Here is a 25,717-nt window from a genome sequence, read left to right on the forward strand (position 1 = left end):
AAGGTCGGCATCAGCCCGTGTCCAGCCGCAGGCCGCGGTCGAGGATGTGGCGGGCCACATCGCTGGTGCTGCGCCCGGTCGAATAGGCGTGTGCCCGCAACCTGACCAGCGCCTCGGCCGGTTCGACGCCCAACTGCGCGACCACCATGCCGGTGGCCTGGCTGACCTCGGCGCGCGACAGCGAGTGCAGGTCCGCCCAGGCGTTGCTGCGGGGATCCGCGACGGCGGCCCGCAGGTCGGCGTCGAGCAGATCGATCACCGGCACGCCGGCCATCTCGGCGGCACTGATCGCTCCGGCGAGTTCGTCCTCTCCGAGCGCCCCGGGCCGGTTACGGAACAGGTCGAGTGTCCCGACGTACTCGCCGGCGACCAGGACTGGCATCGCGAATACCCCGCGGATCTTCAGGTCGAGCATGGCGGGGCTGTACAGCGGCCAGCGGCGCTCACTCGGTGCGGCCAGATCGTCGACCAGCACCGGAGCACGACGCGCGATCGACTCCAGGCACGGCCCTTCACCGAAGATGAATTGCTGTTCGTCGTACCGGCGAGCGGCGGGGCCACTCGACCCCAGGGTTGCGGTGCTGACACCGTCGAAGATCAGGGAGATGGCCGCCGCGTCGATGTCGAGCAGCCCGACGCACGCCTCACACAGCCGGTCGGCCGCGTCCGAACCGCGGCTAGCGCCAACGGCGGCGAGCAGTTGCTCGTGCATCGCCATCGTCAGCCGCACCGCACGACATGAAGGTCGCCCGATTTACACGACATGCGCGCGGCAGCCCGCAGATGATTCACACTGCTCCCAGCTCGCTCAGCGTCGGCGTCTCCGGCAGGAGCGGTTGCTCACGGGCTCAGCGGGAGATCGGCTGATGCAGCCCCGGACTGGCTGGGTTCCCAACACCTCGACGCTACACCGTTCCACCGCACGGGAGACCATTCCCGGCGTCGGTCCGATGGAGCGCACTAATGGGGCCGCCCGCGTACGGTTGAGCCATTGGGACCATCCGAGGCCCCACAATCAAGGGGCAACTGATGTCTGACAAATCGCCGCGACAAGCCATGTCCAAGAAATCCGGCAAGTCGCTGAAGGAGAAGCGGGCTGCCAAGCAGGCCAAGAGCGCCGCCAAACTCTCGGCCGTCGAGTCGGTGATCGAGAACAAGAAGCGCTGAGGCGCATCGGTCAGCGCTGCCAGAACCGTCCCTTTTGGCCGCCCTTCTGGTCGCCTTCGACGCCGGTCCACTCGCCTGCCTCGTACCGGTGCGGCTCATTCGACCCACCGCGCAACACGTCGAGCGTGCCGTCGTTGTGTTCGAGGTAGGCGTCGCCGAATCGGCGGTAGTTGTCGGTAGTGCCGTCACGCAGCGTCACCGTTACGGTCATGATGGAATCCTCCAGACCACCGGCCTTACCGGCGGTGCAGCATCGACACCCTTGCCAATCAACATGATTGCGGCTGCGATACCTTCCAGAGTACGCCGCCACACGAAGGCTTAGGGCCGCCGGTCGACGCGGACCGGAGGGTCAACCGCAGCCGATTCAAACGCGTTCGGGCAGCGCGAGTTTCAATATCGTACGCAGAGTCTGAAGATACTGGCGAGCCAGTGAACCCGTGGTGTAGGGCAGGTCGTACTTGTCGCACAGGGCTCGCACCCGTACGGCGACCTCGGCCAGCCGGTTGCTCGGCAGATCCGGGAACAGATGGTGCTCGATCTGGTAGCACAGGTTTCCGCTCGCGAACGCCAGCACCTTCCCGGCATTGAAGTTCGCCGCACCCAACATCTGGCGCAGGTACCACTCGGCACGCGACTCCTCGGCCAGCGTGTCGGCGGTGAATTTCTGCGCGCCGTCCGGAAAATGCCCACAGAAGATAACCACGTAAGTCCACAGGTTCCGCAGCAGGTTGGCCACGACGTTCGCGACGAGAGTTCGTCGCCACCGGGTGCCGCTCAGTGCGGGAAAAAGGACGTAGTCCTTGCCGGCTTGCCGCGCGATCTTGCCGATCAGCCGGCGTCTGGCGCGGCTCACCTCGGCGGCGTCACCGGCGGCGCGATCGCGTTCGGAGTGCACACCGTGCAGTGCGATGCCCCACTCGAAGATGACGGCCAGCAACAGGTTTCGCAGCGGCTGCACCAGGTGCACCGGTTGCCACGGCACGTCACGGGTGACGCGCATGATGCCGAAGCCGAGGTCGTCGTCCACTCCGACGACATTGCTGAACATGTGATGGCGGTAGTTGTGCGAGTACCGCCACTGCGACGAGACCCCGACCATGTCCCACTCCCAGGTGTTCGAGTGGATCTCGGGGTCGTTCATCCAATCCCATTGGCCGTGACCGACGTTGTGCCCGATCTCCATGTTCTCGACGCTCTTGGCGGAGGCCAGCGCCACGGTTCCGGCGAGCCGGCCGACCCGCGACCGGCTGCAGATCAGCAGTCGCGCGGCCACCTCGAGCCACCGCTGGAACGCGATCGTGCGCCGGATGTACGCCGCGTCCTTCGCCCCGAGAGACTCCTCGACATCACGGCGGATCGCGTCGAGTTCAACGCCGAGCGCCTCGATGTCCGCACGGTCCAGATGCGTGTAAGCAGCGATGTCCGCGATTGCCAAGGTCCGTCGTCCTGCCTGGTTCGTGTGGATGGTGCCGATGGGCTCGAGTGAGAACCCGGACTTTGCGGACCACCGGCCGGTATCGCGAAGACGACGGCAGCGTGTCGGCGTGAGTCCACCATACTGGACAGCGATCGCTCGCGTCCACGTCGCGCGATGTGGCCCACGGTGATTCAACTGCGGCTCAGCCGAGTGACACCAACCGGTCGATCGAGTCATCCGGCAGGTCACCGTCGACGACCGCGGTCACGTGCATCTTCTCCAGGGTGACCACACCCCCGTGATTGGTCAGGAAGGCGGTGTCGGCGGCATCGCGTCCGGTCGCGATGCGGATCATCGATGCGCGGGGCGCCAGCAGGCTCGCGTCGACCACCCGCCAGCGGCCTGCGACGAATGCCTCGGCGACCGCATGGAAATCCATCGGCGAGAGGCCGGGCGCGTACACCGACACGACGCGCGCAGGCACGGCTACGGCACGCAGCAAAGCCACGACCAGATGCGCGAAGTCGCGACACACTCCCGCACCGGCCAAGAGGGTGTCGACGGCACCGTCGATGGAATCGCTGGAACCCGGGACGTAGTTCAGCCGGGTGCCCACCCATGAGGACACGTTGCGTAGCAGGGCCGCCGAGTCCGCACCGGCACCGAACTCCCTTGTCGCGAAGCCGTGGAACTTGTCGGCTTCGGCGTACCGACTGGGGCGCAGATACATCGAGAGGTCGGAGTCGGTCACCGGCGCCGGATCGGCACGCCCGGTCACGGTGGCGGCGTATTCGACCGTGAGGCTGCCCGGCGGCGCCGTCAGCTTGTGTATCCGGTTGCCGTGCGCTCCGAGGATCTCGACCGGCTCGACGGGGTCACCGTTGAGGACGAACGACAGCGTCTCGGAGAGATCGACGCCCGGCTGCGACGCGACGGCGAGCTGGAATTCCAGAATCGTCGGGACTTCGATCTGCAACTGGAGCTCAGCGCTCACGTCACGCTTCATCGGCGGCGGGCTCCGTTCGAAGGGCGTCGGCGACAGCACGATCCGGATGGCCGCGTGCGAGGGATTCACCGATGCCGCCACTCTACGCCCCGGCGACCTCGACCGCCGGGTGTGCGTCCTCGTCGTGCACCATGGCTGCACCACTTGAGGTTTCGCCGATCTTCTGTGGCCGCGCAACCGGGGCCACCGATCGACTCACCGCGGTCGCGTCGCCCCCGGGTGTAGGGTCGGTTGCGAACCGCTTCGATCTCGGCCTCCGGGCCGACGCGATCCGATTCATCACCTGACTGCGCCGGCGCGCGGCGGGTCGGCTTCGACGTGAGGATCAGCGGTTGACCGACTCCATCCGATTGACACTGGCACCCGGACTCGGCGCGGAGATCTGCGGGGGCTGGTGGCCGTACACGGCCTCGATGGCGCGCGAGCTGCCCACCTTGATCGATGCGCTGGCTGGGCCGTTGGGCAAGGTCGTCGACATCAGCGTGAACTGGACGTCGTTGGATGGGGTGCCCGACCTCGACATGTTGAGTCGCCGGGTCGCCCTTCCGCTCCCACAGCGAGAGCCGCATCACCATCGCGTAATGACGGTCACCGGTGGGCTCGGACGAGCGAACCTGCTCGTCGTACCGTCGGACACCGCCAAGAGCCTCGCGGTGATGGTGCTGCGATGCGCAGCGGATCTCCCGGTCCTGGAGGTGCATCGGGACACCAGCGTCTATCGAGCCGCCGAGTCGATCGTGCGCGCCGCTCGCGAGCAGCGCGGCGAGCACGTCGTCGGCTAGACCTCTTAGACCCTGGCGTCGGCCCGGCGGCGGTTCCGGTTGCCGCCGTGGCTGTTTCGCTGGCCGTTGCGCTGACCGTCGCGCGATCCGCCGCCGGCCTGTCCGCCACCCGAGGGGCGACGATGCCGAGAGCCGTTGGCCTTCTGCGGCTTTGCGGCCACCTGGACCTTCGGGGCCGGGGCCTGGTGGGGAGCGCGGTCTCCGACCAGCGCCGACACCACCGGCGAGTCGGCGGCCACCTGTTGCGGCCGGACCGACAGCCCGGCCCGTCGCATCAGGGTCTGGAGTTCACGCCGCTGCTCGGGCAGCACCACGGTGACGACGTCGCCCGCGTTGCCTGCCCGCGCGGTCCGGCCGGACCGGTGCAGATAGGCCTTGTGCTCGGCGGGCGGGTCCACGTGCACGACGAGTTCGACGCCGTCGACATGGACACCGCGCGCGGCGATGTCGGTGGCCACCAGTACTCGCGATGCCCCCGAGGTGAACGCCGCCAGGTTGCGGTCGCGGGCCGGCTGAGAAAGGTTGCCGTGCAGGTCAACCGAGGGCACACCGGCCTCGGTGAGCTCGCGAGCCAGCTTGCGTGCCTGGTGCTTGGTGCGGGTGAACAGGATGCGCCGCGAGCGTCCCGATGCGAGGTGTCGAACCAGCGCCTTCTTGGCGCCGGCGCCGTCGACCTGGAACACGTGGTGCGTCATATCGGGCACCGGTGTTTCCACTTCGTCCACCGAGTGCGTCACCGGGTGGCGCAGGAACCGGTGGACCAGTTTGTCCACGCCGTTGTCCAGCGTGGCCGAGAACAGCAGCCGCTGGCCACCCTGCGGTGTCGCGGCGAGGATGCGGGTGACGACCGGCAGGAAGCCGAGGTCCGCCATGTGATCGGCCTCGTCGATCACGGTGATCTGCACCGCGTCGAGGCTCAGAACACGCTGCTTCATCAGATCGTCCAGCCGGCCGGGGCAGGCCACGACGATGTCTACGCCCGACCGCAGCGCGCTGACCTGACGGCCCTGCGGGACGCCACCGAAGATGGTGGTCACCTTGAGCCCGTGCGCGGACGCCAGCGGCTCGATCACGGCGGCGATCTGGGACGCCAGCTCCCGGGTGGGCGCCAGCACCAGACCGGCTGGGCGCTTTTGCCGCGGCGCCTTGGCCAGCCTGTCGACCAGCGGGATCGCAAACGCGAGCGTCTTACCGCTGCCGGTCTTGCCGCGACCAAGGACATCTCGACCTGCGAGACCGTCGGCCAGCGTCAGTTCCTGAATCGGGAACGGATTGTGGATCTCTCGCGCGGCGAGCGCTGCGAGCAGCGGCCGGCTCACGCCGAGATCGGCGAAAGTGTTGTTCACGTGTGTTTCGGTGCCTTTCGGGCATCGGTGGTGCCATGCGGGTGTGAATGGGGTGCAGGCACGAGGGTGGCGAGATTGCCGGTGGGCAATATCGATCGCCGCAAAAGTCTTGTGCTCAAGGAGAACGAGAAGCGTTCCACGACGTGTCGGTGTCGTGTCGACGACTCCAACGTTGGGATCAGCCTACAGCAGCACCGCCCCATCCGTGCCATCGGCCGTGGGTCCCGGCCGGCCGAACCCTGCTTGGAGTGCGGCTATTCCTTGGAATAGTCGGTGCTGAGCCAGCGTGTCGGGCGCATCCGGATCACTATCGACGTCGGCGTCAAATTCTGGTCGGCGAACTCGTTGCCTGCGCCGTCACCGAGGTAGCGGATCGCCAGTGCACGCACGTCGGCGTCGGTCGCGGGACCGATGCCGGTGACGTCACCTTCGGCCGTGACGTACTTGTAGGGCGGCTGCTCGTCCTGCACGGTGATCGCGAACCGGCCCGCGTCGCTGATCAACCGGTGTTTGAGCGAACCCGACTCGGTCCACAGCAGGACTTCGCCGCCGGGCTGGTAGCCGTACCAGATGGGAACGCTCAGCGGCGCACGGCCGGGCCGCTCGACCGCTATGACGCCCACGTGGACGTCGGAGAGATACTTCTGGCGCTCGTCTGCGTTCATCGTCGGCATGCTTGGGGCAACCGGCGCGAGCCGCGCCGAATTCCCGGGTCCGCATGGCCTGCCGATCCGGCGTGGACCGGCGGAGCATCCGAGCAGCGGTCACGACCGCCTGCTGGCATGCGAGTTCAGCTCCGAAACCACCGAACGGCCCTCGCCGCGTGGTGATTTCGTCGCTGACCTCACCAGCACGTCGATGGCGTCGGTGATGCCACTGCAGAGGTACTCCACGTCCGGGACGTTGTCCGGGCACGCGGTGACGCATACGTCCAGCACGTCACCGTGGCCGATGATCCCGACGTTGAGCCCGCAGCCCTCGGCGAGCGGGGCGACGGAATACATCGCGACGACGTCGGCGCCGGCGCAGTACATGGGGCCCGGCCGCTGCGACGCGAACGCCACGGCGCCGTGGCGGCTCGACGGGCGCAGGCGCGTCAACCCGAAGCGGCTGTAGGCCTGCATACCCGCATGAGTCAGCCAGGGCGGCAACAACGCCATGAGGGTGATCAGAGGCGCAGGCCGCTCGGGATACCGGTGCGCTGAGTGCAGCCGCTCGGTGGCGGTATGCAGGTTGCTGAGCACCTGCACCGGATCGTCGGTGTGGACGGGCACCATGATCTGCCCGGTGGCCGGTGCACACCCGTCCTCGGCGGCGTCGCCATCGGGGGTGGCCAGCGGGACGGTGAGCACCAGCGGGTCGTCGGGCATCCGGTCGTAGCGCAGCAGCCAGGAGCGCAGCGCGAGCGTGCACGCGGCGAGGACGACGTTACGGGCGCTGCCGCCGAATGCGTCGCTGATCGTTTGCACGTCGGCCAGCGGTATCGCCGCAAGTGCGGTGGACCGCCGCCTCGTCAGCGGGCCGGTGAACGGACGGCCGGCCCCTGGCCGCCGGGGCGCGACCGGTGGGTCGGCGGCGTCGTACAGCTGACGGCGCAGTGCCACCACCGCGCCTGCGGCCGCTTCGGCGACCAGCCAGGCTCCGATGACCTGGTTCTCGATCACCTCGGCCAGCGTGTCGGCGACGAGCGCGGCCCGTGACGGTCCTGGGCCCAACCCGGCCTCCGGCGGCGAAAGGTATTCCGAGATCGGTTCGCTGGTGATCAGCTGCTGCCACAACGCGGCAAGGCCGTATCCGTCGTCACAGAGCACCGGTGACATCTTGACCGCCAACGCCCAACGGCCACCGGCCAATCCGTCGATGCTCCAGGCCTGCCACAACGATCGGCGCCAGTCCTGCATCCCGGCGCTCAGTTGCATGACGAGCTCGGCGAGCTCGCGGCGGCCTCCCGGTGCACGCACGGTCGCGCCGTGGATCTGCGGCATCGGGTCATAGCTGTCGATCTCCGCCCATAGGGGCTGTCCGACCCCCATCGGCTTGCCCACCAGCCGGCTGCGGAACCGGGCGAGCCGCGGCAGGGACGAGGCCAGCAGCTCCTGCAGCCGTGGATGGCTGAGCTCTTCCGAGCGCTCCATGACGAGCACGGCCACCGTGTGTGCCGGCGCGGTCGTGGTCTGCCGATGAAGCGCGACCGCGTCCTCGATGCCCAACCGCAGGCTCATGACTGCTCCATCCGAAACCGATGCGAGGACGTCAAGCTCCGGTCGTGAGAAGGGAATCCACCGTCGATGCGTTGCCGGGCTCGGCGGCCGCCATGGCGATGGTGTGCGCATGGTCGGGCTCGGTGCCGGGCGGAACGATCAACAGGACGGTTCTGGCGCCGGTATTGCTGAGCACCTCGATCGTGTTGGCCGGCTGGCGGTGGTATCCGTCGAGTCGGACCACCTGGCCCTCCACCCGGAACTTCCTGGGCGCCGGCGCCCACTCCGCGAGGTTGTAGGCCACCCGCGCCACCCCTCCCAGCCGCACCGAGAGCACGGTCACGAGGTCGGGCAGTTCCTGGGCCAGGTCGCCGCTGTGCGGCCACCACGCCCCATCGACGTGACCGGACGTCGGCGCTTTGCGCTTCAACCGCAGTCGTGGTGTGTTCTCGGGACCTTGCTCGCGTGCGCCCGCGACGGCAACGCTTTCCGGTGAAGTCATGGTCGATCCTGCCCAGGCCGCTCAGCGGCCAGATCTTCGATCGGCGACGACACAATCTCGAGTGGTCGTGTGCAGCAAGCCGCCGATAGGGTCAGCCTACGCCATCGAACCGGCAATAATCCCGATCGGCCGAGTTGGAAGTGACGGGTGAGCGTCCACCCGCTGAACATCAAGCGGCGCAGGCTGAATCGCGTGCGCGACTATGACGCCCGGGCGTCGACCAGCTCGAAGATGGGGATCACCCGGTCGGTGCGTTGCTCGTATTCACCGAACCCCGGCGCGCGCTCGACGACGACTGCGTAGATCCGGTCGCGCTCGTCGCGCGGTACCTCGCGGGCCACGACGGGCCTCGGCGGGTCGGCGCCGATCTCCACCGAGGCGTTCGGGTCGGCGCGCAGATTGAACACCCACCCCGGGCTATTCTCGCGTCCGGCAGCGGAGCCGACGACGTAGACCCTGCCGTCGATGTCGAAGTAGGCGATGGGGTTGACGCGCTGTTCGCCGCTCTTGGCGCCGGTGGAGGTCAGAAGTAGCAGCGGGAAGCCCTCGAACTGACCGCCGACCCTGCCTCCGTTGCGTCGGAACTCCTCAATGTTGCGGGCGTTGAAGTCGCGTTCGCCGGCCAGATCTTCGCTCATGGGTTCATGGTGACACGCGGGGGCGCAGAAGGTGGCCCGATCGGAGCTGCCGGCGGGCATCGGAACACTCTCGGCGACAACGGAACAGGCACCGTGAGATGAGCCATCGTGCATCGCGTCCAGCGTGCCCCGATTCGTTATCAACGGGCTGTGCGACGGTGATGACGGTGGGGTACCCCATCCGCAGCTTGCGCCGTACCGAATACTCCGTGTATCCGAAGGAGACGAATTGGCGAACCGGACGAACGCAGCGCCCAGGCGTAACGCCCCCCGGGTAGTCACGTGGCGGTGGGTCGCCGCGGCGCTGGCACTGACCCAGCTGGCGGCGCCGTTCGTGGTGCGCGCGGTGGCCGGTGACTTCCTCGAGAGTGGTGCGACCAACGAGGCACTCATCACGCCGGCGGGCTACGCGTTCAGCCTGTGGGGTCTGATCACCGCGTTGAGCGCGGCCACCGCGCTGGCGGTGCTGCGGTACGGGCTGGGTTCGTGGTGGGAGACGAGCGTGCTGGTCGACGCCAGCGTGGTGTTCGTCGGGTTCAGCCTCTGGCTGCTGGTCGCCGGGCAGGACTGGCTGTGGGTCAGTGTCGTGGTGTTCGTCGTGATGGTCTCGGCGCTGGTGCACATCATGCGGCTGCTGGTGCGGCGCCGCCACGATCTAACGTGCCCGAAGTGGCTGACGGTGCTGGCCACCGCGACGTTCGGACTCTATCTGGGGTGGAGCAGCGTCGCCGTCTTCGCCAACGTCGCCGCGGCGCTGATCGACGGTGGCGTGTCGGAGTCGGTGGTCTGGTGGCAGCTCGTGGTGCTGGTGGCCGCCACGGCGTTCGTGGTCGGGCTCACAACGATGCTGCGCGGCACGCTCGGCCTGGTGGCGGGCAGCCTGTGGGCGCTCATCGCGATCGCCATCGGAGCGAGCCATCGCGACAGCACGGTGCTGTCGGTGACGGCGGTGATCGCGGCGGTACTGGTGATCGGCACGGCCGCCGCGGCGTGGCGTCAGCGGCGGCAGATCTAGCGGTCACCCGCTTCGTGGGCTTCCCGCCACGCCTGCCAGATCTCGGGAAAAACGCCGGCCGGACGTAGTCGAGCCGGAACAGTTGGGAGTAGCGCTCTTCGACGCCTTGACTCGCGGCCACGTGCCGGATGTCCGAAACAGCAGGTCACCGCCGGGCTGCGGAAGCCGTATCAGGTACGGCAGCTTGGAATCCGGGTCCGGATTGGCCGAAATCAACAACTCCACCCGACCAGTCTGAGTCAGGAGTCGCGCTCGATCGCATCGACCCTTCGGAACACCTCCGCCGGTCGACCCCTGTTGCCGGTCGCCACGGTGCCGGTCGGCGCCAGATGCGGTTCCATCGAGCGGCGAAAGGTGTCGCGCTGCAATGGCTTTCCGGCCACTGCTTCGTGTGCCAGCCGCAGTTCGCGCAGGGTGAACTCGGCGCCGAGCAGCCCGTCGGGATCGGGCTTGTCGGCATAGCGGGCACGGATGTGGGCGACGGCGAGGTCGATGATGTCGGCGTGGTCGTAGGGCAACCGCCCCGGCCGGTCGGTCGGGACCAGCCGCGTCCGGTCCGGGAAGCGCGACGTCAACCGGTCGGGCCGCACCACCTCGATGTGGGCGACCGACAGCACCCAACCCCGGTCGTCGCGGGCCGGGTCGTCGAAGACGTGTAACTGGCGGGGATGCAGGCCGCGCACGTTGGCCTTGACGCGCAGCGAGCGGTCGACCGCGTCGGCGAGCACCTCCCCCTCGTGCAGGAACGTGCCCGGCAACGCCCAGCCCGGGCCGTGGGGCCGACGTACCTCCAGCACGACGAGGCCGTCGTCGGCGTCGAGGGTGAGCACGGCGGTGTCCACCGCGACGGACGGCCGCGGATAGTCGGTCAGGCTGCGCCCACCGGGCGATTCTGCGCTCATGTCGGAGCCACAGCGTACAGTGGCAGCTATTAGCGCGGAGTTGCGCAAAATGTGCTCTTGGGAGGAGGGCGGGATGGCTTCGTACCACGATCGTGTTGAGGGAGTGCTGTTGGGCACCGCGGCCGGCGATGCGCTCGGAGCGCCGTATGAATTCCAACCGCCGCGCGGACCGGAACTCGAGGTGACGATGGCCGGCGGCGGGCCTTGGGAGCCTGGCGAGTGGACCGACGACACGTCGATGGCTCTGGCGATCGCGGGGGTGGCGGCGACCGGCGCCGACCTGCGGGACGACTCGGCGCAGGACGCGATCGTGGCGCGCTGGCTGCAGTGGTCGCGGGTCACCAAAGACATTGGTGTGCAGACCGGTTCGGTCCTGCGAGCTGCCACCCGTGGTGGCGCCGTCACGGCGGCGGATGCGCGTGCCGCTTCGGCGGAGTTTCACCGGCGCACCGGGCGCACGGCAGGCAACGGATCGCTGATGCGTACCGCGCCGGTGGCGTTGGCGTATCTGCACGACGAGGACGCGATGGTCGCGGCGGCCCGCGCGATCAGCGAACTGACGCACGCCGACCCGGACGCCGGCGACGCCTGCGTGTTGTGGTGCTGCGCGATCCGGCATGCGGTGCTGACCGGCGAGCTCGACGTGCGAATCGGATTGGGCCACATCGACCGCCAGAATCTGTGGGTTCGGCGACTCGACGAGGCCGAGTCGGCGCCGCCGGCGTCGTTCCCGAACAACGGCTGGGTGGTCGCGGCGATGCAGGCGGCGTGGTCGGCGATCGCGACGACGGTGGTGCCCCAGGACGATTCCGCGGCCGGGGTGTTCCGCGCCGACCACCTGCGGCGGGCTTTGGACGCCGCGGTGCGGGCGGGCTATGACACCGACACGGTCGCAGCCATCGCGGGCGGCCTGCTGGGCGCGGCGTACGGCGCGTCGGCGATACCCGGCGAGTGGCGCCGCGTGTTGCACGGATGGCCGGGGGCGACGGCGCACGATGTGGTTGCGCTGGCAGCGGCGATCGAGCGCGGCGGCGAGCCCGACCCGTTCGACTTCTCGTATCCGGGTTCGCCGGTCGACACCTGGGCCCGCCATCCGTACGACGACGGCGTGCTGCTCGGCGGGATCGGCGTGCTGCGGCGCCTGCCTGCCGACGTCGATGCGGTGGTGTCGCTGTGCCGGGTGGCCGACGACGACATCCGCCGCGACATGCCGCATGTGGAGGTGCGGCTGATCGATCGGACCGAACGCGACGAGAACCCGCATCTGGACTTCGTGCTGCTGGACACCGTGCGGCTGATAGAGCAGCTGCGCAGCGAGGGACGCACCGTGCTGGTGCACTGCGTGGCCGCCTACAGCCGCACACCGAGCGTGGGTGCGCTCTACGGCGCGCGGTTACGCGGTGTCGGCGTCGACGAGGCGGTGGCCGACGTGACGGCCGTCCTGCCCGGTGCGCATCCGAACAGCGCATTCCGGGCCGCGCTGCGGCGCATCGGTCGTGCGACGTGATGACCGGGCCGGGGTTGTCGGTGGCGGTGAATACAGTGCCGGGCATGCACACCGCAGTCACCGAGGAGCCGCCCTCACCGCCGAAACCCGTGGCCCGGCCGCCGCGCGTTGACATCGTGCCGGCCCGACCGCGCCCCATCATGTCGGTCGCCGTTGTGTTCGCCCGTCAACGCGGGTCCACGTTGCGCTATGCGGCATGCTCGGACCACCAGCAATGGGCGGGAACGGTCGAGGCGGACTCGTTCGAGGCCGCGGTGCTCGACGTGATCAAGCAGGTGCGCCGCGAGTGCGAGATCGAGCGGATCCGGTTCCTGGTGCAGATGCCGGCGCGCAGCACGTTGTGGGCATTGCGCGACGAAATCGCCCTGTTGATCCCCGGCATCTGCGTGGAGCGGCCGCGGCTCTCCGACGAACGACTGGTCGCGAGGGCGCAGGACGGTCTGCGCGCCACGGCGCCGCCGCCGCCGACCGGGCCGGTGTGGGTGGCGACGGACGGCTCGGTGCGGGGCAAGGTCACCGGCTACGGCTGGCTGGCGTCGTCGGGCGAATACGGACTGTTGGGATTTCGGCATTCGCGAAAGCAGATCGGGCCGGAGGTGGTGCTCGTCGCGGAGCTGCGCGCGATCGCGACGGCAGTCGAGAAGCTGCGCGGTCGCGACATCACCGTGCTGAGCGACAGCCGCCCGGCCATCGCCATGGTGCAGCGGTGGATGGCAGGCGAGGACGTACTGCCGCAGGGCTACACCGTGTATCGCGAGAACGGCAAAACACCCGGCCTGGTCAGGGCGCAGCGGATGATCCACGCCGAGCGCGAGCGCATCACCCCGGTGTGGGTGAAGGGCCATCAGGGTGAGCCACTCAACGAGGGAGCCGATGCGCTGGCGCGCCTGGCGTCGCGACATGTGTTGGGCGACAGCGGGTTGGACGCCGAGGGATACCACCGGCGCGCCGACGGGCTGGCCGAGGCTTTCGCGGCGGAGTTCAACCGGCAGCGCTCGGCGTAGCGTCAGCTCACCACAGAACTGCGATGGCGGCGGCCGCAAACGACAGCACGCCGACCGACCAGAACATCACGCCCGGCACCGCATTGCCGCTGCGGCGCTGGCGCGCGCTGCCGATGCCGAGCAGTGCGCCGATGATCACCAGGATGACGAGCTTGACGATGATCTTCGGGTAGTTCAGCTCGACACCGGCCGGCCAGGGCGCGGCGAGTGCCAGGCCGGTGAGCAGCGAGAGCAGCAGCCCGTAATCCATGGTGCGGGTGAACCGGAACCGCTTCGCCGTGGCTTCGGCCACCCAGGCGCCGAACGTCACCGCGAAGCCGACGATGTGAAGTAGTACAACTACATTTCGTAGTAGTTCCATGCATCGAGCCTAGGCAGCGAGGCTTCGACTGCACAAGCGCGGATCCGCCACCTTTGCGCAAGTCTCGTTGCGCAACGAGTTCTTCGCGTGGCCGGCGGTGCGGCAGGCCGTATCAGCCGCACCCGCCCTAGCTGGTGCCGAGGCCCTTCACCACAGCGACGCACAGGTCGGCGGCGACCGCCGCGAGTTCGGCAGGCGTTTCGGTCGGCTCCGCCAACCACGACTCGATGAGCGAGTTCGCCCCGCCGACCATGAACAGGGCGCCATGGCGCAGCGCATCGGGGTTGGGCGTCTCGGCGCCGAGGACCTCGGGGGCCAGTTCGACGATCAGCGCGGCGATGTGGTCGAGGATGCCGGCGCGGTGCTCGGCCAGCCCGGGCACGGTGCTGACGTCGCCGGTCGCGATGCGGTGGATGTGCGGGTCGGCGGCGATGGTCTCCAGGAACGCCGTCAGCGCCGAGCGCAGCTTGTCGGTCAGCGTGCCGGGGTCGCCGACACCCGCGGCGACCAGCGCGGCGAGCAGCTCGTCGCGGACCTCGTCGGCGACGGCGAACACTATCGCCTCGCGGTTGTCGAACTGCTCGTAGAAGTAGCGCGTGGTCAGACCCGCCGCGCTGCACACGCCGCGCACGGTCACCTCCGTGACGCCCGACGCGCCCCAGATCCGGCGCGCGGCGGCGAGCAGCTTGTGGCGCCGTTCGGTGCGGCGGTCGTCCGCGCTCACACCGCCGTAGTCACGCACCACCTCCGCGCGCCTCATTGACACGACCCTACCTGCACGTTAGCTTTGGACAACGGTTGTTATCAGAAGTGCTCAAGGGAGAGTCCGATGAGTCAGCCCGTTCCGGCCCGCCACCCGTCCCGACCAGGGCCTGTCCCTGCGGCCGTGAAGTTGTTCACCGCCCTGCTGGGGATCGAAGCGCCGTCCGCCGAGCGGTGGCAGAGGCTCGGCGAACACCTCAACGTGGGCGACGAGCCGATGGACCGCCTGGTCGAATGGATGTCGACGACGGGCATGGAGCAGGCCCGGCCGCTGTTCGACCGTGCGCTGACGTCCGGCATCGCCACCGTGCCCGATGCGCCAGAACCGTTGCGGGACTTCTTCACCGGGATCGAGGCGGTGCCGGAGTGGGTCGACTGGAAGTTGCTGCGTATCGGCCAGCGGGCGATGCGCCGCGGCGGCGCCGACGGCATGTACATCGCGCGTGACGTGTCGCTGTTGGGCGGCTACCAGTTCTCCGGGTTCAACAAGACGCTGATCCGGACCGGTGCGCTGGAGAAGGGCTCGAACAAGCGGTTCGCCGAGACAATGCAGTGGGCGATGGACGTCATCTCGGAGGACGGGATGGCGCCGTTGGGTGCCGGCTACCGGTCGACGATCCGTGTCAGGCTGATCCACGCGTTCGTGCGCAGGCACGTCGCGGCGATGCCCGACTGGCGGGGCGACGAGTGGGGGGTGCCGGTCAACCAGACCGACATGGCGGCGACACTGGTCGGCGCGCTCATCGCCCCTGCCGCGGGTGGCATCGGCATGGGGCTTGTGTTGTCGCCCAGAGAGTTTGACGGCATCGCACACCTGACACGGTATGTCGGGTGGCTGATCGGGGTGGATGACGAGTGGCTGCCACGTGACTTCCGCGACGGCGTTCGGGTGCTGTACCACACGGTCGCGGCGCTGTCGGAGCCGGACGAGTCGACCAAGCAGTTGGCGATGCCGATGGCCGACGACCCGATGCAGTGGCACTACGGCACGCTTGGCGGTGTGCGCCGGCGGTTGGCGCGGGCGCAGCATCTGTCGGTGACCAGCGGATTCCTGGGGCCGCGGGCGATGCGCTCGCTGGGCCTGCCAACCTATGTGCCGCCGTGGTATCCGCTCTTGAAGATGCCGGCGAACCTGATGCGGAGCGCGGCGGCGCTGACGCGGCGTGGCGGGCTCCATCGTGCGGCATCACGGGGCGAGCGAGAGCAGAAGGCGCTGCTGCGCACCATGATCGGTGACGGCGAGGCGACGATCGGCGAGTCGGCCGCCCATGTGAGCCGGGTGGCGTAACCCGTCAGTCGGCTCCGGAACGTACAAGGGGCCAGAAGAGGTCGAACAGTCGCTCTTCCCACCCGTTCGCGACGCGGCCCGTGCGGGCGCGCTCGGCGATGACGGCACCGACCACCGCGTCGACGAGTGTGGCGCCGGCGATGTCTTTGCGAAACGAGCCATCGGCCTTCGCGGCCGCGATCACCGATTCGAGTTCGGCCCGCTGGCGGGTGAGGATGCGACGGAAGAGCTTCGTGAAGTCAGGGTCGTCGTCGGTGAGCAGCGCGGCGAGGCCGCCGAATCCGATGCCGACCTCGATGGTCTTGACGGCTTCCCCGATGAGCCAGCGCAACCGGTCGGCCGCGTCCGCTTCTGCACCGAGCGGCTCAGGAGAGGCCAGGCCCGCCAGCGCGACCGACAACATGTCGCGTCGGTCGCGATGCCGCCGGTAGATGGTCGTCTTCGCGATACCCGAACGGGCCGCTACGGCTTCGACCGTCACCGACCTGGGGCCCTTGGTTCGTAGGAGGCCCAATGTGGCGTCCGCGATGCCGTCGTCGACATCGCGTCGTTGTGCCATCGCGTCTCCTCGTTCGGCCGGGAATACCTGTCGCGAGAAAAACGCTACACGTAGCGTTTTGTCTCGTGATTGGAGTTGGTAAACGTGTTGCGGAATTTCAGACGAATCTCGTTGACCGATGTGGCGTACGTCGGTCTGCTCTTGGTGTTCGTGGCACTAGGGCTGTTCGTCTACGCCCTGGCCGTCGGAAGCAAGGTGGCCGGAGCCATCGGCGCGAGTCTGGTCGTGCTGATGTTCGCCACGGTCGTGGGGTTCCGCGTCGGTGCCCGTAGGCGGGCGGAGTCCAACGACAGCGGTATCCCGATCGAAGGCGCAAACGTCTGGGCGCGACCGCTGCGCCGCGAGCAGATCGACCGCTACCTGCTGACCTATCGCGGGGTGCCCAGCGACCCGCAGCGGACCGTGTCCGTTCTGAGGGAACCGAAGAACTCGGTGGATCGGCGCGCCGCCTGATCACCCGATGGCCGCGACTGAGCACCCGCCGCTACGGACGCGTGCCACCCTGCGGCTGGCCCGGAATCCACGCGATGATGTCGCGGGTGCCGTCGTTGTAGACGACGCTGTTCGGCGCCATACCCACGACCTCGAAGTAAAGCTTGCCCGTCGAGCTGCCGCCCGGCGGTACGGGGCCGGGGCCGGCGTTGCCGACGAGGCGGTACAGAGCCCTGTTCTCGGCGCGCGCGTTGAACATGTGAAGCATCGGAGTGGCCGGGCTCCCGAAGCCGTCGACGATAAGGGTCGCTTCGTACAGCTGGCCGTTGTGGGGCACGGGGTCGGAGCTCGGCTGGAGGTCTTTCACCGTGTAGCCGATCATCGTTCCGCCGGTCACGAAGTCCAACAGTCTCGCCTGCTGACCGAACGGCTTGACGTTCTCGACCGCCGAGGCCGGGCCGGCCGTACCGGCCGCGACAGTCATTGCGATTGCGGCGGCGCCCACGCAGGCCGCGAGTTTCTTCATCATCACCAGTTCTCCCCTCCTGACGACGCTGTGAGCAGCGCGGGATTACCCGGTTGCCTGACTTTCAAACGCGAAGTCGCATCGGGGATCGGCGCTGGTCAGACCGGCGTACTGTGCGACCGTGCATGTCGACGTGATGACCACCCCACAGCCCCTCCGAGAGATCGGTGATCTGGCCCGGCGGACGAAGGCGGCGGGATTCTCGGGGATGCTGTTCACCGAAACCGGCCGGACGGCGTACCTCAATGCCGCGGTCGCGGCGCAAGCCGCGCCGGCCCTCGACTTGTCGACCGGTGTCGCGGTCGCGTTCCCGCGCAGCCCGTTCGTGACGGCGGCGACGGCGTGGGAGTTGCAGGAGGCAACGGGCGGCAGGTTCCGGCTCGGGCTCGGCACTCAGGTCCGGACGCATGTGGTGAGGCGCTACGGCGTGGAGTTCGAGCGGCCGGGTCCTCGGCTGCGCGACTACGTGCGGGCGGTGAAGGCGTGCTTCCACGCGTTCCGAACCGGACGGCTCGACCATCACGGCGACTTCTACGACCTGGACTTCATCACGCCACAGTGGAGTGCGGGGCCGATCGACGCGCCGGACCCGAAGGTCGATATCGCGGCGGTGAACCCGTGGATGCTGCGGATGGCGGGCGAGGTGGCCGACGGCGTGCATGTCCATCCGCTGGGCGAGCCGGGCTACATCGCGCGCCATGTGGTGCCGAATGTCGCTGAGGGAGCGGACAAGTCGGGGCGGTCGACGTCTGACGTCGCGGTGATCGTGCCGGTGATGACGATCGTCGGCGACACCGACGAGGAGCGAGACCGCGAGCGCGAGCTGGTGCGGGCGAGCATGAGCTTCTACGGCAGCACACCGAACTACGCGTTCATCTGGGACGAGGCGGGCTTCGAGGGAACCACGGCGCGGATCCGCGAGAAGCAGAAGGCCGGTGACTACGCGGGGATGGCGGCGCAGATCACCGACGAGCACATCGCGACGTTCGCGACCGAGTCGACGTGGGACGGTCTGGCCGACGCGTTGCGCGCGAAGTACGGCGCTGTCGCCACCCGCATCGTGCTGTACAACGCGCTGGCTGATCCGGAGCGGTTCGCCCGGTACGGCGAGGTTGCGCGCCAACTGACCTAGCTGCCGTCCTAGCGACCGTGGGTCTCGGGTTTACGCGGCGTCGGTAAGCGGATGCGTATGGGAATAACGGCGTAACGTAAGAGGTAGATCAGTCCCGCCGTCCCGGAGAGGAGCCAGCATGTCGGTAAAGCGATCGAGCGCCTTCGCTGGAGCCTGCCAGGACGCGATGACCGCCGTGCTTGAGGCCATCGCCTCCGACGGCGACGAACGCCGCGGACATCTCGCGGAGGCCAAGCTGGCGGTCGGCCGAGCCGCACACGACGCCCACAGCAGTGAAGAGTGGTATCTCGCCGAGCACTTGCGTCGGGGAATCAAGGAAGTCGAGGCGTGCTCGCTGGACGCCGCCTAGGCCAAGCACCGCAGCTCCGAATCGTTATCGGAAACAGCGCCTTTCGTTATCAGAAACACCGTCAGACCTCACCGACCCGACGGCTCAGTTGCCGCACCATTGCTATGTGAGCCGCGATGGGGGACATCGCGGCACGCAAATCGGTTGGGCACGAGTGGAATGGGGCGGAGCATGCGCCGACCAGCGACCGCAATCGCAGTCGCAGCGATCTGCACACTGATCGCCGGCTGCGCCACGACAAGGGGCGACGCCACGCTGCCCGCCACCCCGACGATGATCCCGCGGCCACTCTTCGAGCGTGAGCTGCCACAGTTGCTGCTCCGCCCGGAACAGGTGGACGCCGCGATGGGGGCGACCGGAATGACGGTCACCAGCGACCAGAGCTCGATGTCTGACAACAGCGCCACCATGGCCCCTCCGGAGTGCCTCGCGATCGACGGCGCGGCAGAGGCTCTCGTCTACGCCAACACTGGTTACCGGGCCGAGCGCGAGCAGAGTCTCAACGACGGCGACGGATTCGCGCACTATGCCAAGCAGGCGGTGGTGTTGTTCCCTACGGTTCGCCAGGCGCGCACCTTCTTCGATGCCTCCGCCCAGCAGTGGCCGGCATGCCACCACTACACCCACACGCAAAGCGGAACAGAGTGGACGGCCGGTGAAATCTCGAACGTCAACGACACGCTGAGTACCGTTGCGACACTGCAGGATGCGGCCGCTCCGGGTTGGGCTTGCGGGCGGGCGCTGGCGTTGAGGAACAACGTGATCATCGACGTGAACACCTGCAGCGCCAGCCCTGCCGACTCGGCGGTGAGGATCACCGAGCAAATTGGGGCCCACGTGACTGCGTTGTAGCGATCAGCGTTCGATCGCATCCTGTCCGTGGAAATGCCGCCACAGTCGCGCGCCACCGGAGAACGCCACCAAGACCCCGACGCCACCGACGAGGATGCCGACGAACAACGACAGGAACATCGGGTCGATCGAGTCGCCGGTCGTCCCCGCCCCGAAGGTGCCACCGATGAGGAAGCCGAAAAGTGGCCCGAGCGCGGCAACCGCCGATCCCAGCAGCGCCCGCCACAGGCCGGGCGGATTCGGCTCGAGGACCACGGGCCGGCCGGGCTCCACCGCATCGGCTTCGTCGACCACGGCGGGGTCTGGTGCGCTGCTACTCATCGGATCTCACCCTTCTGATATGTGGTACAGCGTCGCCGGGGCTGCCTGAGCCCTCCCGTCCTGCTTCCAGAAAGGGGCGGACGATGTCCATCGGGATCGGGAAGACGACCGTGGAGTTCTGGTCGGCGCCGAGTTCGAGCAAGGTCTGCAGATAACGCAGCTGCAGTGACGCCGGGCTCTCGCTGAGCGTGATCGCGGCGTCGCGCAATTCGGCGGATGCCTGCAGTTCACCGTGCGCGCTGATCACCTTCGCCCGTCGTTCCCGTTCCGCCTCGGCCTCACGGGCCATCGCGCGCTGCATCATCTCGGGAATCTCGACGTCCTTGATCTCGACGACCTCGACGACGATGCCCCACGGCTCCGTCTGTTTTGCAATCGAGGCGGCCAGGTCCTCGTTGAGGTCGGCGCGGTGGGCCAGCAGGGTGTCGAGATCTGCGCGACCGACGACCGAGCGCAGCGTGGTCTGGGCGATCTGAGACGTGGCGATCGCGAAGTTCTCCACGGCCATCACCGATTTCGTGGGATCGGTCACCCGAAACAGCACCACCGCGTTGACCCGGGCGGTCACGTTGTCGCGAGTGATGACCTCCTGCGGTGGAATGGTCAGCGTCACCGTACGCAGGTCGACGCGCACGAGCTTGTCCACGCCGGGCAGCACGATGACCATGCCCGGACCCAGCGGCCCGCGCAGTCGGCCGAGGCGGAACGCGACGCCACGCTCGTATTCCTTGATGATGCGCAGGGACGCGACCGCCGCACCGAGAACCAGGACGGCCAACAAGACCACGACAACGACCCACGCGCCCATCAGCGCACCTCCCGCCGGTCGGATGCATACGAGGAACGATGACGGATCTCGGCCTCGGCCAACCGCTTCCGGTCCTCGATGTTGTCGTCGAGCGACTGGAACACCACCCCCGCCGGCACCGCCGGGGTACGGCGCAGATGCGACCACAGCGGCAGCGACACCAGACCGGCCGCGACGGCGCACCCGACCAGCAGCAGCGCCTCGGCGACGGTGGCGGCCGCCAGCGCCATGGCCAGCGGCCAGATGACGGCGATGGCGCCGACCGCACAGGCGAGTCCGCGGTGGAAGCGGGCGGCCTCCGAGGCCGGCCAGCTGTCGATCGCCCGGATCACCTCGCGGCCGTCGTGTGAGGTGGTGCACGTCTGCTTCACCGGGCAGGCGTTGCAGATCGATGGGCTCCCGCGATAGCGCATCACGCGGTTGTCGGGGTCAAAGGACTTGGGCCACAACCACTGATCCTGCGGACACAGCCAAGCGTCGTGATCCTCGTGGTAGACGAACGCCCCCGAGCGGTGCTGCTCCACCTTGGCCGCGGCGCGCCGGGCGAACGTGTCGATGCCGTACGCGATCGCCACGAGCACCGCGGCGTACCCGACCGTCAGCCAGGCGGCGACCCCGATGCCCGCGGTCATGGGCTCTTCCCGGTGTCGTCGCCGTCGTCGAGCGTCGCCCGGCGGTCCGAGGCGTAACGGCTGCGTCCCGTCACGGCCAGACCGGTCCGGTCCTCCTCGGCCTCGGCGTGCTCCTCGACGAACAGCGTCTCGGCGGGCAGCCGGTGCGTCGTCGCCTTGATGCCGTGACGCACTCCGACCCAGGCGATCCAGACGAAAGGCAGTACGCCGCCGAGGATGAACAGGAAGTCACCGGGCATCCGCAGCCACTCCAGCACGACGTTGCCCGGCTGGGAGATATAACCCAATGTCCGCGCCTCGTAGTAGCCGTCGTTGACCGAGTGCCACAGTTGCAGGACACCGAGCGGAAGCAGGGTGGCGAACACCATCCACGCCAAACCGATGTTGAGCGACCAGAACGACAGCTTGGCCAGTTTGTCAGGCCATCGGTGCGGCGGGATGATGTAGCGCAGCGCGAACAACGCCAGCCCGACGGCGAGCATCCCGTAAACGCCCATCATCGCGCCGTGCGCGTGGTTGGCGGTCAGCGCGGTGCCGATCTGGTAGTAGGACACGATCGGCAGGTTGATCAGGAAGCCGAAAATGCCTGCGCCCACGAAATTCCAGAAGCCGACGGCGACCAGGAACATCACCGCCCACCGGTGCGGGAACGGTGCGCTGCTGCGGGACTGCTGCCGCGAACCGAGTTGCAGGAACGTCCACGCCTCGACGGTGAGGAAGGTCAGCGGGATGACCTCCATCGCCGAGAAGAACGCCCCCAGCGCCATGTGCTCGACCGGTGTCCCGGAGAAGTACAGGTGATGCATCGTGCCGATCACGCCGCCCACCGAGTAGAGGATGATGTCGAGGAAGATCAGCTGGATCGCGATCCTGCGCCGCACAACGCCCAGCATCACGAAGATGTAGGCGACCATCACCGTGGTGAACAACTCGAGGAAGTCCTCGACCCACAGATGCACCACCCAGAAGCGCCAGAACTCGGCGACGGTCAGGTGGGTCTCGGTGCCGGCGAGCATGCCGACCGCGTAAAAGGCGGGGATCGCCAGGCCGGCGTAGAAGAACAGCCACGGCATGTTCAGCTTGCTCTCGGTCTTCAGGCGCGACCGGATCGAGCGGAAGATGATCGCCATCCAGATGAACAGCCCCAACACCAACAGGATCTGCCAGAACCGCGGCAGGTCAAGGTATTCCCACTGCTGGTCGAAGAAGATCGAGCCCTTGGCCCAGTCGACGCCGAAGGTGCTCAACGCCGTGCCCACCAGCGTGCCGGCGACGACGACGAACAGCGCGCCGAGCAGCCCGTAGGCCAGCCACGACTGCCTGCGCGGTTCGCGCCCGGAGATGATCGGGGCCAGGAAGATGCCGGCGGCCAGGAAGGAGGCCGCGGTCCACAGCAGCGACAGCTGCACGTGCCAGGTCCGCGCCAGATTGAACGGCAGGATCTGGGCGAGGTCGAATCCGAAGAAGTCGCTCAACTCGGCGCGGTAGTGCTCGATGGCGCCGCCCAGCACCGCCTGGCCGAGGAACAGCACGGCCACGACGAGGAAGAACCATGCGGTCGCCTTCTGGGACGGCGTGATGGCCACCTCGCCGGGTTGACGGAACGCAAGCGACGGGGTCTCTGTGGCGTGCCAGCCGATCCTGCGGCTCCACCGGCCGTAGAAGGCGAACAGCGCGCCGAGACCGGCGAGCAACGCGATGAGCGACATCGCCGACCAGACCAGGATGTCTGCGGTCGGTGTGTTGTTCACCCGCTCTTCGGGCGGCCAGTTGTTGGTGTAGGAGTACGCGTGACCCTCGCGCTCGGCCGCACTGGCCCAAGCGGTCCACGCGAAGAACGCGGTGAGGTCGGTGATCTCCTGCGGGTCGGTGATGACCTGCGCGATGAGCCCGTGCTCGGTGGTGTCGGTGCCGAAGAAGTCGGCGTAATAGGCGCGGACCGCCTCGAATGCGCTCACCTGCTCGGCGGTGAACTGCAGGGTTCCGGTGGCCTCGTCGTAGCGGTTGGTCCGCATCATCTCGACGAGGGCGGCGGTCGGGTCCGGCACGCCCGAGTCGCGCAGTTCCTGGCCGACATGGTCGGCCGACAGCCGTAGATACTCCGCGGTGTAGTCCGGGCCGAGGTAGCCGCCGTGACCCATCACCGAGCCGTACTGCTGCAGCCCTCGGCGCAGGAAGATCTGCTGGCCCGCGGTGATCTGCTGCCCGGTGAAGAGCGCCTGACCGCCCGGGCCCACGACGCGCTCGGGCAGCGGCATCGAATCCGAGTACGTTCGGGCGGCCAGCATCCCCATGATCAGGAAGCCGAAGACCATGACCAGGGCGACACCCTGTACCCATCCTTTGGAGATGGAAAGCTCGGCTTTGGTCGGGACGGGCTCCAAGAACTGCTCTGTCACTGCCATACCCCCAGGCGAGACCGATTCACGACGCAGCGTGCCCGGTCAACGTATCGAAACACCGTGCTGAAAGTGGCCGTGTCGGAAACATTCGCGGGTCGACCCGTTGCGTATGCGCATGGATAAGTCGCTGCGGGGCCGGCACATGATGCGGGATGCTGGCAGCGTGAGCGACAATACGACATGCGCGATCGTCGGGGGCGGCCCGGCGGGATTGTTCCTCGGATTGATGCTGTCGCGCGCCGGTGTCGAGGTCACCGTATTGGAGAAGCACGCCGACTTCCTGCGTGACTTTCGAGGCGACACCGTGCATCCCGTCACCATGCGCTTGCTCGACGAACTGGGTTTGTTCGGGCGGTTCGACCGCCTGCCGCACACCGTCGTCGAGAAGGCCCAGTTCGACGTCGATGGCCGTCTGCTCACCCTCGTCGACTTTCGTCGCCTCCGGAAACAGCCTCACCCCTACGTGGCGATGGTGCCGCAATGGGATCTCCTCGATCTCATTGCCGATGCGGCCGATGCGGAACCCACCTTCGCGTTGCGCATGCAGCATGAGGTGACCGGGCTGCTTCGGGATCGCGATGGTGTCGTCGGCGTGCGCTACATGAGCCCCGAGGGTCCCGGCGAGCTGCGCGCCGACTTGGTCGTGGGCTGCGATGGACGCACGTCGGTGGTGCGACGCGACACGGGCCTGCCGATCCGCGATTTCCCGGTGCCCTTCGATGTGTGGTGGTTTCGGCTCCCCCGCAACCAGGACGCGGAGTTCTCTTTGATTCCCCGCATCAGGCCAGGCCGGCTGCTGGTCATGATCCCGCGTGAGGGCTACTTCCAGATCGCCTACCTGATACCGAAAGGACGCGATGCGCAACTGCGGGCCGACGGGCTCGACGCGCTGCACCGCGAGCTCGCCGAATTGGTGCCCGAAACCTCGGCCGAGGCGATCACGTCGTGGGACGACGTCAAGTTCCTCGACGTCCGGCTGGACCGGCTCCGTCGCTGGCACAGCAAAGGAGTGCTGTGTATCGGCGACGCCGCACATGCGATGTCACCCGCCGGCGGGGTCGGGATCAACGTGGCCATCGCCGACGCCGTCGCGGCGGCCGGCATTCTCGCGCAACCACTTCGGACCGGCCGGCTCACGACCCGACATCTCGCGGCGGTGAGCCGACGGCGAGCACTGCCGACCGTCGCGATCCAAACGGTGCAGCGCGTCTTGCACAGTCGCCTGATGGCACCCGTACTGGAGGGGCGCGACGTGAGTCCGCCCGCGGCGCTGCTGAAGCTGGTGGCGCGTGTTCCGCAACTGTCGGCCATTCCGGCTTATCTCGTCGGAGTCGGACTACTACCCCAAGAAGCGCCCGACTTCGCCCGACGCTGAATCTGCGTGCGTATCGACGCATACGCCTGTCCTCCTGACCCACAGAATTGGCGCGTCAGCAGCTCTCGGAGCGGTGTTAATCTGCGGCTGACACTGAAAAGGGGGGCTGCGGTGGCGCATCCGGACGAACCGCTGAAGGTCGATCCGACCGAACTGCGCATGACGGCAGATCGACTCGATGGTCAGGCCGGCGCGTTTCGGACTGCGCATCAAGCGGCTCAGTCACGGGCGAGCAAGGCGGCTCTCGGGTCGGGATCGGCGGCGACCGCGTTGCCCGGGATGCTGGCGGCATGGGAGGCCGACAGCGCGCGATTCGACAGACAGCTTCTCGAACATGCGCGAAGACATCGCGAGGCGGCGGACAGCTATGAGCGAACCGATGCCGGCGGCGCGGACGCCATCGACGACGCGGGTCCAGCACAGTGAGC

At 68.0% G+C, this 25,717-nt stretch carries 30 protein-coding genes and 1 pseudogene; 12 read left to right on the forward strand and 19 right to left on the reverse strand.

The genetic code is table 11. From position 1 onward, the window contains the following. Window positions 1-10: 10 nt before the first annotated feature. Window positions 11-718 carry a GAF and ANTAR domain-containing protein gene (locus K3G64_RS04785; RefSeq protein ID WP_238950409.1) on the reverse strand — a complete coding sequence of 236 codons (708 nt, stop codon included), beginning with the start codon at window positions 716-718 and terminating at the stop codon, window positions 11-13. A gap of 311 nt (window positions 719-1,029) precedes the next feature. Here K3G64_RS04785 and K3G64_RS04790 point away from each other — a divergent pair, with 311 nt between their 5' ends. Beyond that, window positions 1,030-1,167, forward strand: coding sequence for a hypothetical protein (locus tag K3G64_RS04790; protein WP_238889364.1), 138 nt, complete (start codon window positions 1,030-1,032; stop codon window positions 1,165-1,167). 10 nt (window positions 1,168-1,177) lie between these two features. On the opposite strand, the gene K3G64_RS04795 is transcribed toward K3G64_RS04790, so the two are convergent. The 3 genes from K3G64_RS04795 to K3G64_RS04805 form a co-directional block, all read right to left on the reverse strand. Continuing rightward, the gene (locus K3G64_RS04795; RefSeq protein ID WP_238889366.1) at window positions 1,178-1,378 is read right to left on the reverse strand and encodes a hypothetical protein; all 201 of its coding nucleotides are present in this window, start codon (window positions 1,376-1,378) and stop codon (window positions 1,178-1,180) included. A gap of 156 nt (window positions 1,379-1,534) precedes the next feature. Then, window positions 1,535-2,605 carry a fatty acid desaturase family protein gene (locus K3G64_RS04800; protein WP_305071275.1) on the reverse strand — a complete coding sequence of 357 codons (1,071 nt, stop codon included), beginning with the start codon at window positions 2,603-2,605 and terminating at the stop codon, window positions 1,535-1,537. Between the two features lie 184 nt (window positions 2,606-2,789). After that, window positions 2,790-3,593: a transglutaminase-like domain-containing protein gene (locus tag K3G64_RS04805; protein ID WP_238950410.1), complete on the reverse strand. Its 804-nt coding sequence runs from the start codon at window positions 3,591-3,593 to the stop codon at window positions 2,790-2,792. 332 nt (window positions 3,594-3,925) lie between these two features. Here K3G64_RS04805 and K3G64_RS04810 point away from each other — a divergent pair, with 332 nt between their 5' ends. Continuing rightward, window positions 3,926-4,375: a DUF5994 family protein gene (locus tag K3G64_RS04810; protein ID WP_238889368.1), complete on the forward strand. Its 450-nt coding sequence runs from the start codon at window positions 3,926-3,928 to the stop codon at window positions 4,373-4,375. A gap of 5 nt (window positions 4,376-4,380) precedes the next feature. On the opposite strand, the gene K3G64_RS04815 is transcribed toward K3G64_RS04810, so the two are convergent. From K3G64_RS04815 to K3G64_RS04835, 5 genes are all read right to left on the reverse strand, one after another. Further along, window positions 4,381-5,721 (reverse strand): DEAD/DEAH box helicase, encoded by a 1,341-nt coding sequence (locus tag K3G64_RS04815; RefSeq protein WP_238889369.1) that lies wholly within the window; start codon window positions 5,719-5,721, stop codon window positions 4,381-4,383. A 254-nt stretch (window positions 5,722-5,975) separates the two neighbouring features. After that, the gene (locus K3G64_RS04820; protein WP_238889371.1) at window positions 5,976-6,395 is read right to left on the reverse strand and encodes a pyridoxamine 5'-phosphate oxidase family protein; all 420 of its coding nucleotides are present in this window, start codon (window positions 6,393-6,395) and stop codon (window positions 5,976-5,978) included. Window positions 6,396-6,485: 90 nt separating this feature from the next. Next, the gene (locus K3G64_RS04825; RefSeq protein ID WP_238889373.1) at window positions 6,486-7,943 is read right to left on the reverse strand and encodes a wax ester/triacylglycerol synthase domain-containing protein; all 1,458 of its coding nucleotides are present in this window, start codon (window positions 7,941-7,943) and stop codon (window positions 6,486-6,488) included. Between the two features lie 31 nt (window positions 7,944-7,974). Then, window positions 7,975-8,424 carry a DUF5994 family protein gene (locus tag K3G64_RS04830; RefSeq protein WP_238889374.1) on the reverse strand — a complete coding sequence of 150 codons (450 nt, stop codon included), beginning with the start codon at window positions 8,422-8,424 and terminating at the stop codon, window positions 7,975-7,977. Between the two features lie 200 nt (window positions 8,425-8,624). After that, a complete protein-coding gene (locus K3G64_RS04835; protein ID WP_238889375.1) occupies window positions 8,625-9,062 on the reverse strand; it encodes a nitroreductase family deazaflavin-dependent oxidoreductase in 438 nt (145 codons plus the stop codon). Window positions 9,063-9,291: 229 nt separating this feature from the next. Between K3G64_RS04835 and K3G64_RS04840 the strand changes: the two genes are divergently transcribed. Further along, window positions 9,292-10,077 (forward strand): hypothetical protein, encoded by a 786-nt coding sequence (locus tag K3G64_RS04840; protein ID WP_238889376.1) that lies wholly within the window; start codon window positions 9,292-9,294, stop codon window positions 10,075-10,077. A gap of 102 nt (window positions 10,078-10,179) precedes the next feature. Here K3G64_RS04840 and K3G64_RS25735 read toward each other — a convergent pair. Both K3G64_RS25735 and K3G64_RS04845 read right to left on the reverse strand, forming a co-directional pair. Continuing rightward, window positions 10,180-10,302, reverse strand: a pseudogene (locus tag K3G64_RS25735) (ERCC4 domain-containing protein); the annotation flags it as partial. 14 nt (window positions 10,303-10,316) lie between these two features. Further along, window positions 10,317-10,979 (reverse strand): NUDIX hydrolase, encoded by a 663-nt coding sequence (locus K3G64_RS04845; protein ID WP_238889377.1) that lies wholly within the window; start codon window positions 10,977-10,979, stop codon window positions 10,317-10,319. 73 nt (window positions 10,980-11,052) lie between these two features. On the opposite strand from K3G64_RS04845, the gene K3G64_RS04850 reads away from it, so the two are divergent. Both K3G64_RS04850 and K3G64_RS04855 read left to right on the forward strand, forming a co-directional pair. Next, window positions 11,053-12,486, forward strand: a complete 1,434-nt coding sequence (locus tag K3G64_RS04850; protein ID WP_238889378.1) for an ADP-ribosylglycohydrolase family protein — start codon at window positions 11,053-11,055, stop codon at window positions 12,484-12,486. Window positions 12,487-12,530: 44 nt separating this feature from the next. Next, window positions 12,531-13,490, forward strand: a complete 960-nt coding sequence (locus K3G64_RS04855) for a ribonuclease HI (RefSeq protein ID WP_238889379.1) — start codon at window positions 12,531-12,533, stop codon at window positions 13,488-13,490. Window positions 13,491-13,497: 7 nt separating this feature from the next. Here K3G64_RS04855 and K3G64_RS04860 read toward each other — a convergent pair whose 3' ends face one another. Both K3G64_RS04860 and K3G64_RS04865 read right to left on the reverse strand, forming a co-directional pair. Further along, complete coding sequence (locus tag K3G64_RS04860) at window positions 13,498-13,851, reverse strand: Fe-S protein (RefSeq protein WP_238889380.1); 354 nt, start codon at window positions 13,849-13,851, stop codon at window positions 13,498-13,500. 127 nt (window positions 13,852-13,978) lie between these two features. Continuing rightward, complete coding sequence (locus K3G64_RS04865; RefSeq protein WP_238889381.1) at window positions 13,979-14,611, reverse strand: TetR/AcrR family transcriptional regulator; 633 nt, start codon at window positions 14,609-14,611, stop codon at window positions 13,979-13,981. A 69-nt stretch (window positions 14,612-14,680) separates the two neighbouring features. Here K3G64_RS04865 and K3G64_RS04870 point away from each other — a divergent pair, with 69 nt between their 5' ends. Further along, on the forward strand, window positions 14,681-15,901 hold the full coding sequence (locus K3G64_RS04870) for an oxygenase MpaB family protein (RefSeq protein ID WP_238889382.1): 1,221 nt from the start codon (window positions 14,681-14,683) through the stop codon (window positions 15,899-15,901). A gap of 4 nt (window positions 15,902-15,905) precedes the next feature. On the opposite strand, the gene K3G64_RS04875 is transcribed toward K3G64_RS04870, so the two are convergent. Next, the gene (locus K3G64_RS04875) at window positions 15,906-16,460 is read right to left on the reverse strand and encodes a TetR/AcrR family transcriptional regulator (RefSeq protein ID WP_238889383.1); all 555 of its coding nucleotides are present in this window, start codon (window positions 16,458-16,460) and stop codon (window positions 15,906-15,908) included. Window positions 16,461-16,580: 120 nt separating this feature from the next. Here K3G64_RS04875 and K3G64_RS04880 point away from each other — a divergent pair, with 120 nt between their 5' ends. Beyond that, entirely contained in the window at window positions 16,581-16,913 is a 333-nt protein-coding gene (locus tag K3G64_RS04880; RefSeq protein WP_370647165.1) for a hypothetical protein, read from the forward strand. A gap of 31 nt (window positions 16,914-16,944) precedes the next feature. On the opposite strand, the gene K3G64_RS04885 is transcribed toward K3G64_RS04880, so the two are convergent. After that, window positions 16,945-17,421: a DUF1942 domain-containing protein gene (locus tag K3G64_RS04885; protein ID WP_238950411.1), complete on the reverse strand. Its 477-nt coding sequence runs from the start codon at window positions 17,419-17,421 to the stop codon at window positions 16,945-16,947. Between the two features lie 118 nt (window positions 17,422-17,539). On the opposite strand from K3G64_RS04885, the gene K3G64_RS04890 reads away from it, so the two are divergent. The 3 genes from K3G64_RS04890 to K3G64_RS04900 all read left to right on the forward strand — a co-directional run bounded on the left by K3G64_RS04890 (window position 17,540) and on the right by K3G64_RS04900 (window position 19,751). Further along, on the forward strand, window positions 17,540-18,550 hold the full coding sequence (locus K3G64_RS04890; protein ID WP_238889386.1) for a TIGR03617 family F420-dependent LLM class oxidoreductase: 1,011 nt from the start codon (window positions 17,540-17,542) through the stop codon (window positions 18,548-18,550). Between the two features lie 118 nt (window positions 18,551-18,668). Then, entirely contained in the window at window positions 18,669-18,899 is a 231-nt protein-coding gene (locus K3G64_RS04895) for a hypothetical protein (RefSeq protein WP_238889388.1), read from the forward strand. A 171-nt stretch (window positions 18,900-19,070) separates the two neighbouring features. Beyond that, entirely contained in the window at window positions 19,071-19,751 is a 681-nt protein-coding gene (locus tag K3G64_RS04900; protein ID WP_238889389.1) for a sensor domain-containing protein, read from the forward strand. 3 nt (window positions 19,752-19,754) lie between these two features. On the opposite strand, the gene K3G64_RS04905 is transcribed toward K3G64_RS04900, so the two are convergent. From K3G64_RS04905 to K3G64_RS04920, 4 genes are read right to left on the reverse strand one after another with little or no spacing between them, the layout of a single operon-like run. Continuing rightward, entirely contained in the window at window positions 19,755-20,072 is a 318-nt protein-coding gene (locus K3G64_RS04905) for a hypothetical protein (RefSeq protein WP_238889391.1), read from the reverse strand. Continuing rightward, window positions 20,065-20,880, reverse strand: coding sequence for a slipin family protein (locus K3G64_RS04910; protein ID WP_238889392.1), 816 nt, complete (start codon window positions 20,878-20,880; stop codon window positions 20,065-20,067). Before K3G64_RS04910 ends, K3G64_RS04905 begins: the two co-directional genes overlap by 8 nt. Then, window positions 20,880-21,512: a hypothetical protein gene (locus K3G64_RS04915; RefSeq protein WP_238889393.1), complete on the reverse strand. Its 633-nt coding sequence runs from the start codon at window positions 21,510-21,512 to the stop codon at window positions 20,880-20,882. The genes K3G64_RS04910 and K3G64_RS04915 overlap by 1 nt, the downstream gene beginning before the upstream one ends. Continuing rightward, complete coding sequence (locus K3G64_RS04920; RefSeq protein WP_238889394.1) at window positions 21,509-23,917, reverse strand: nitric-oxide reductase large subunit; 2,409 nt, start codon at window positions 23,915-23,917, stop codon at window positions 21,509-21,511. The genes K3G64_RS04915 and K3G64_RS04920 overlap by 4 nt, the downstream gene beginning before the upstream one ends. A gap of 160 nt (window positions 23,918-24,077) precedes the next feature. On the opposite strand from K3G64_RS04920, the gene K3G64_RS04925 reads away from it, so the two are divergent. Next, window positions 24,078-25,289, forward strand: coding sequence for an FAD-dependent oxidoreductase (locus K3G64_RS04925; protein WP_238889395.1), 1,212 nt, complete (start codon window positions 24,078-24,080; stop codon window positions 25,287-25,289). A 111-nt stretch (window positions 25,290-25,400) separates the two neighbouring features. Further along, complete coding sequence (locus K3G64_RS04930; protein ID WP_238889396.1) at window positions 25,401-25,715, forward strand: WXG100 family type VII secretion target; 315 nt, start codon at window positions 25,401-25,403, stop codon at window positions 25,713-25,715. Window positions 25,716-25,717 lie beyond the last annotated feature (2 nt).

Source organism: Mycobacterium sp. IDR2000157661 (assembly GCF_022317005.1).
Classification (GTDB): Bacteria; Actinomycetota; Actinomycetes; order Mycobacteriales; family Mycobacteriaceae; genus Mycobacterium.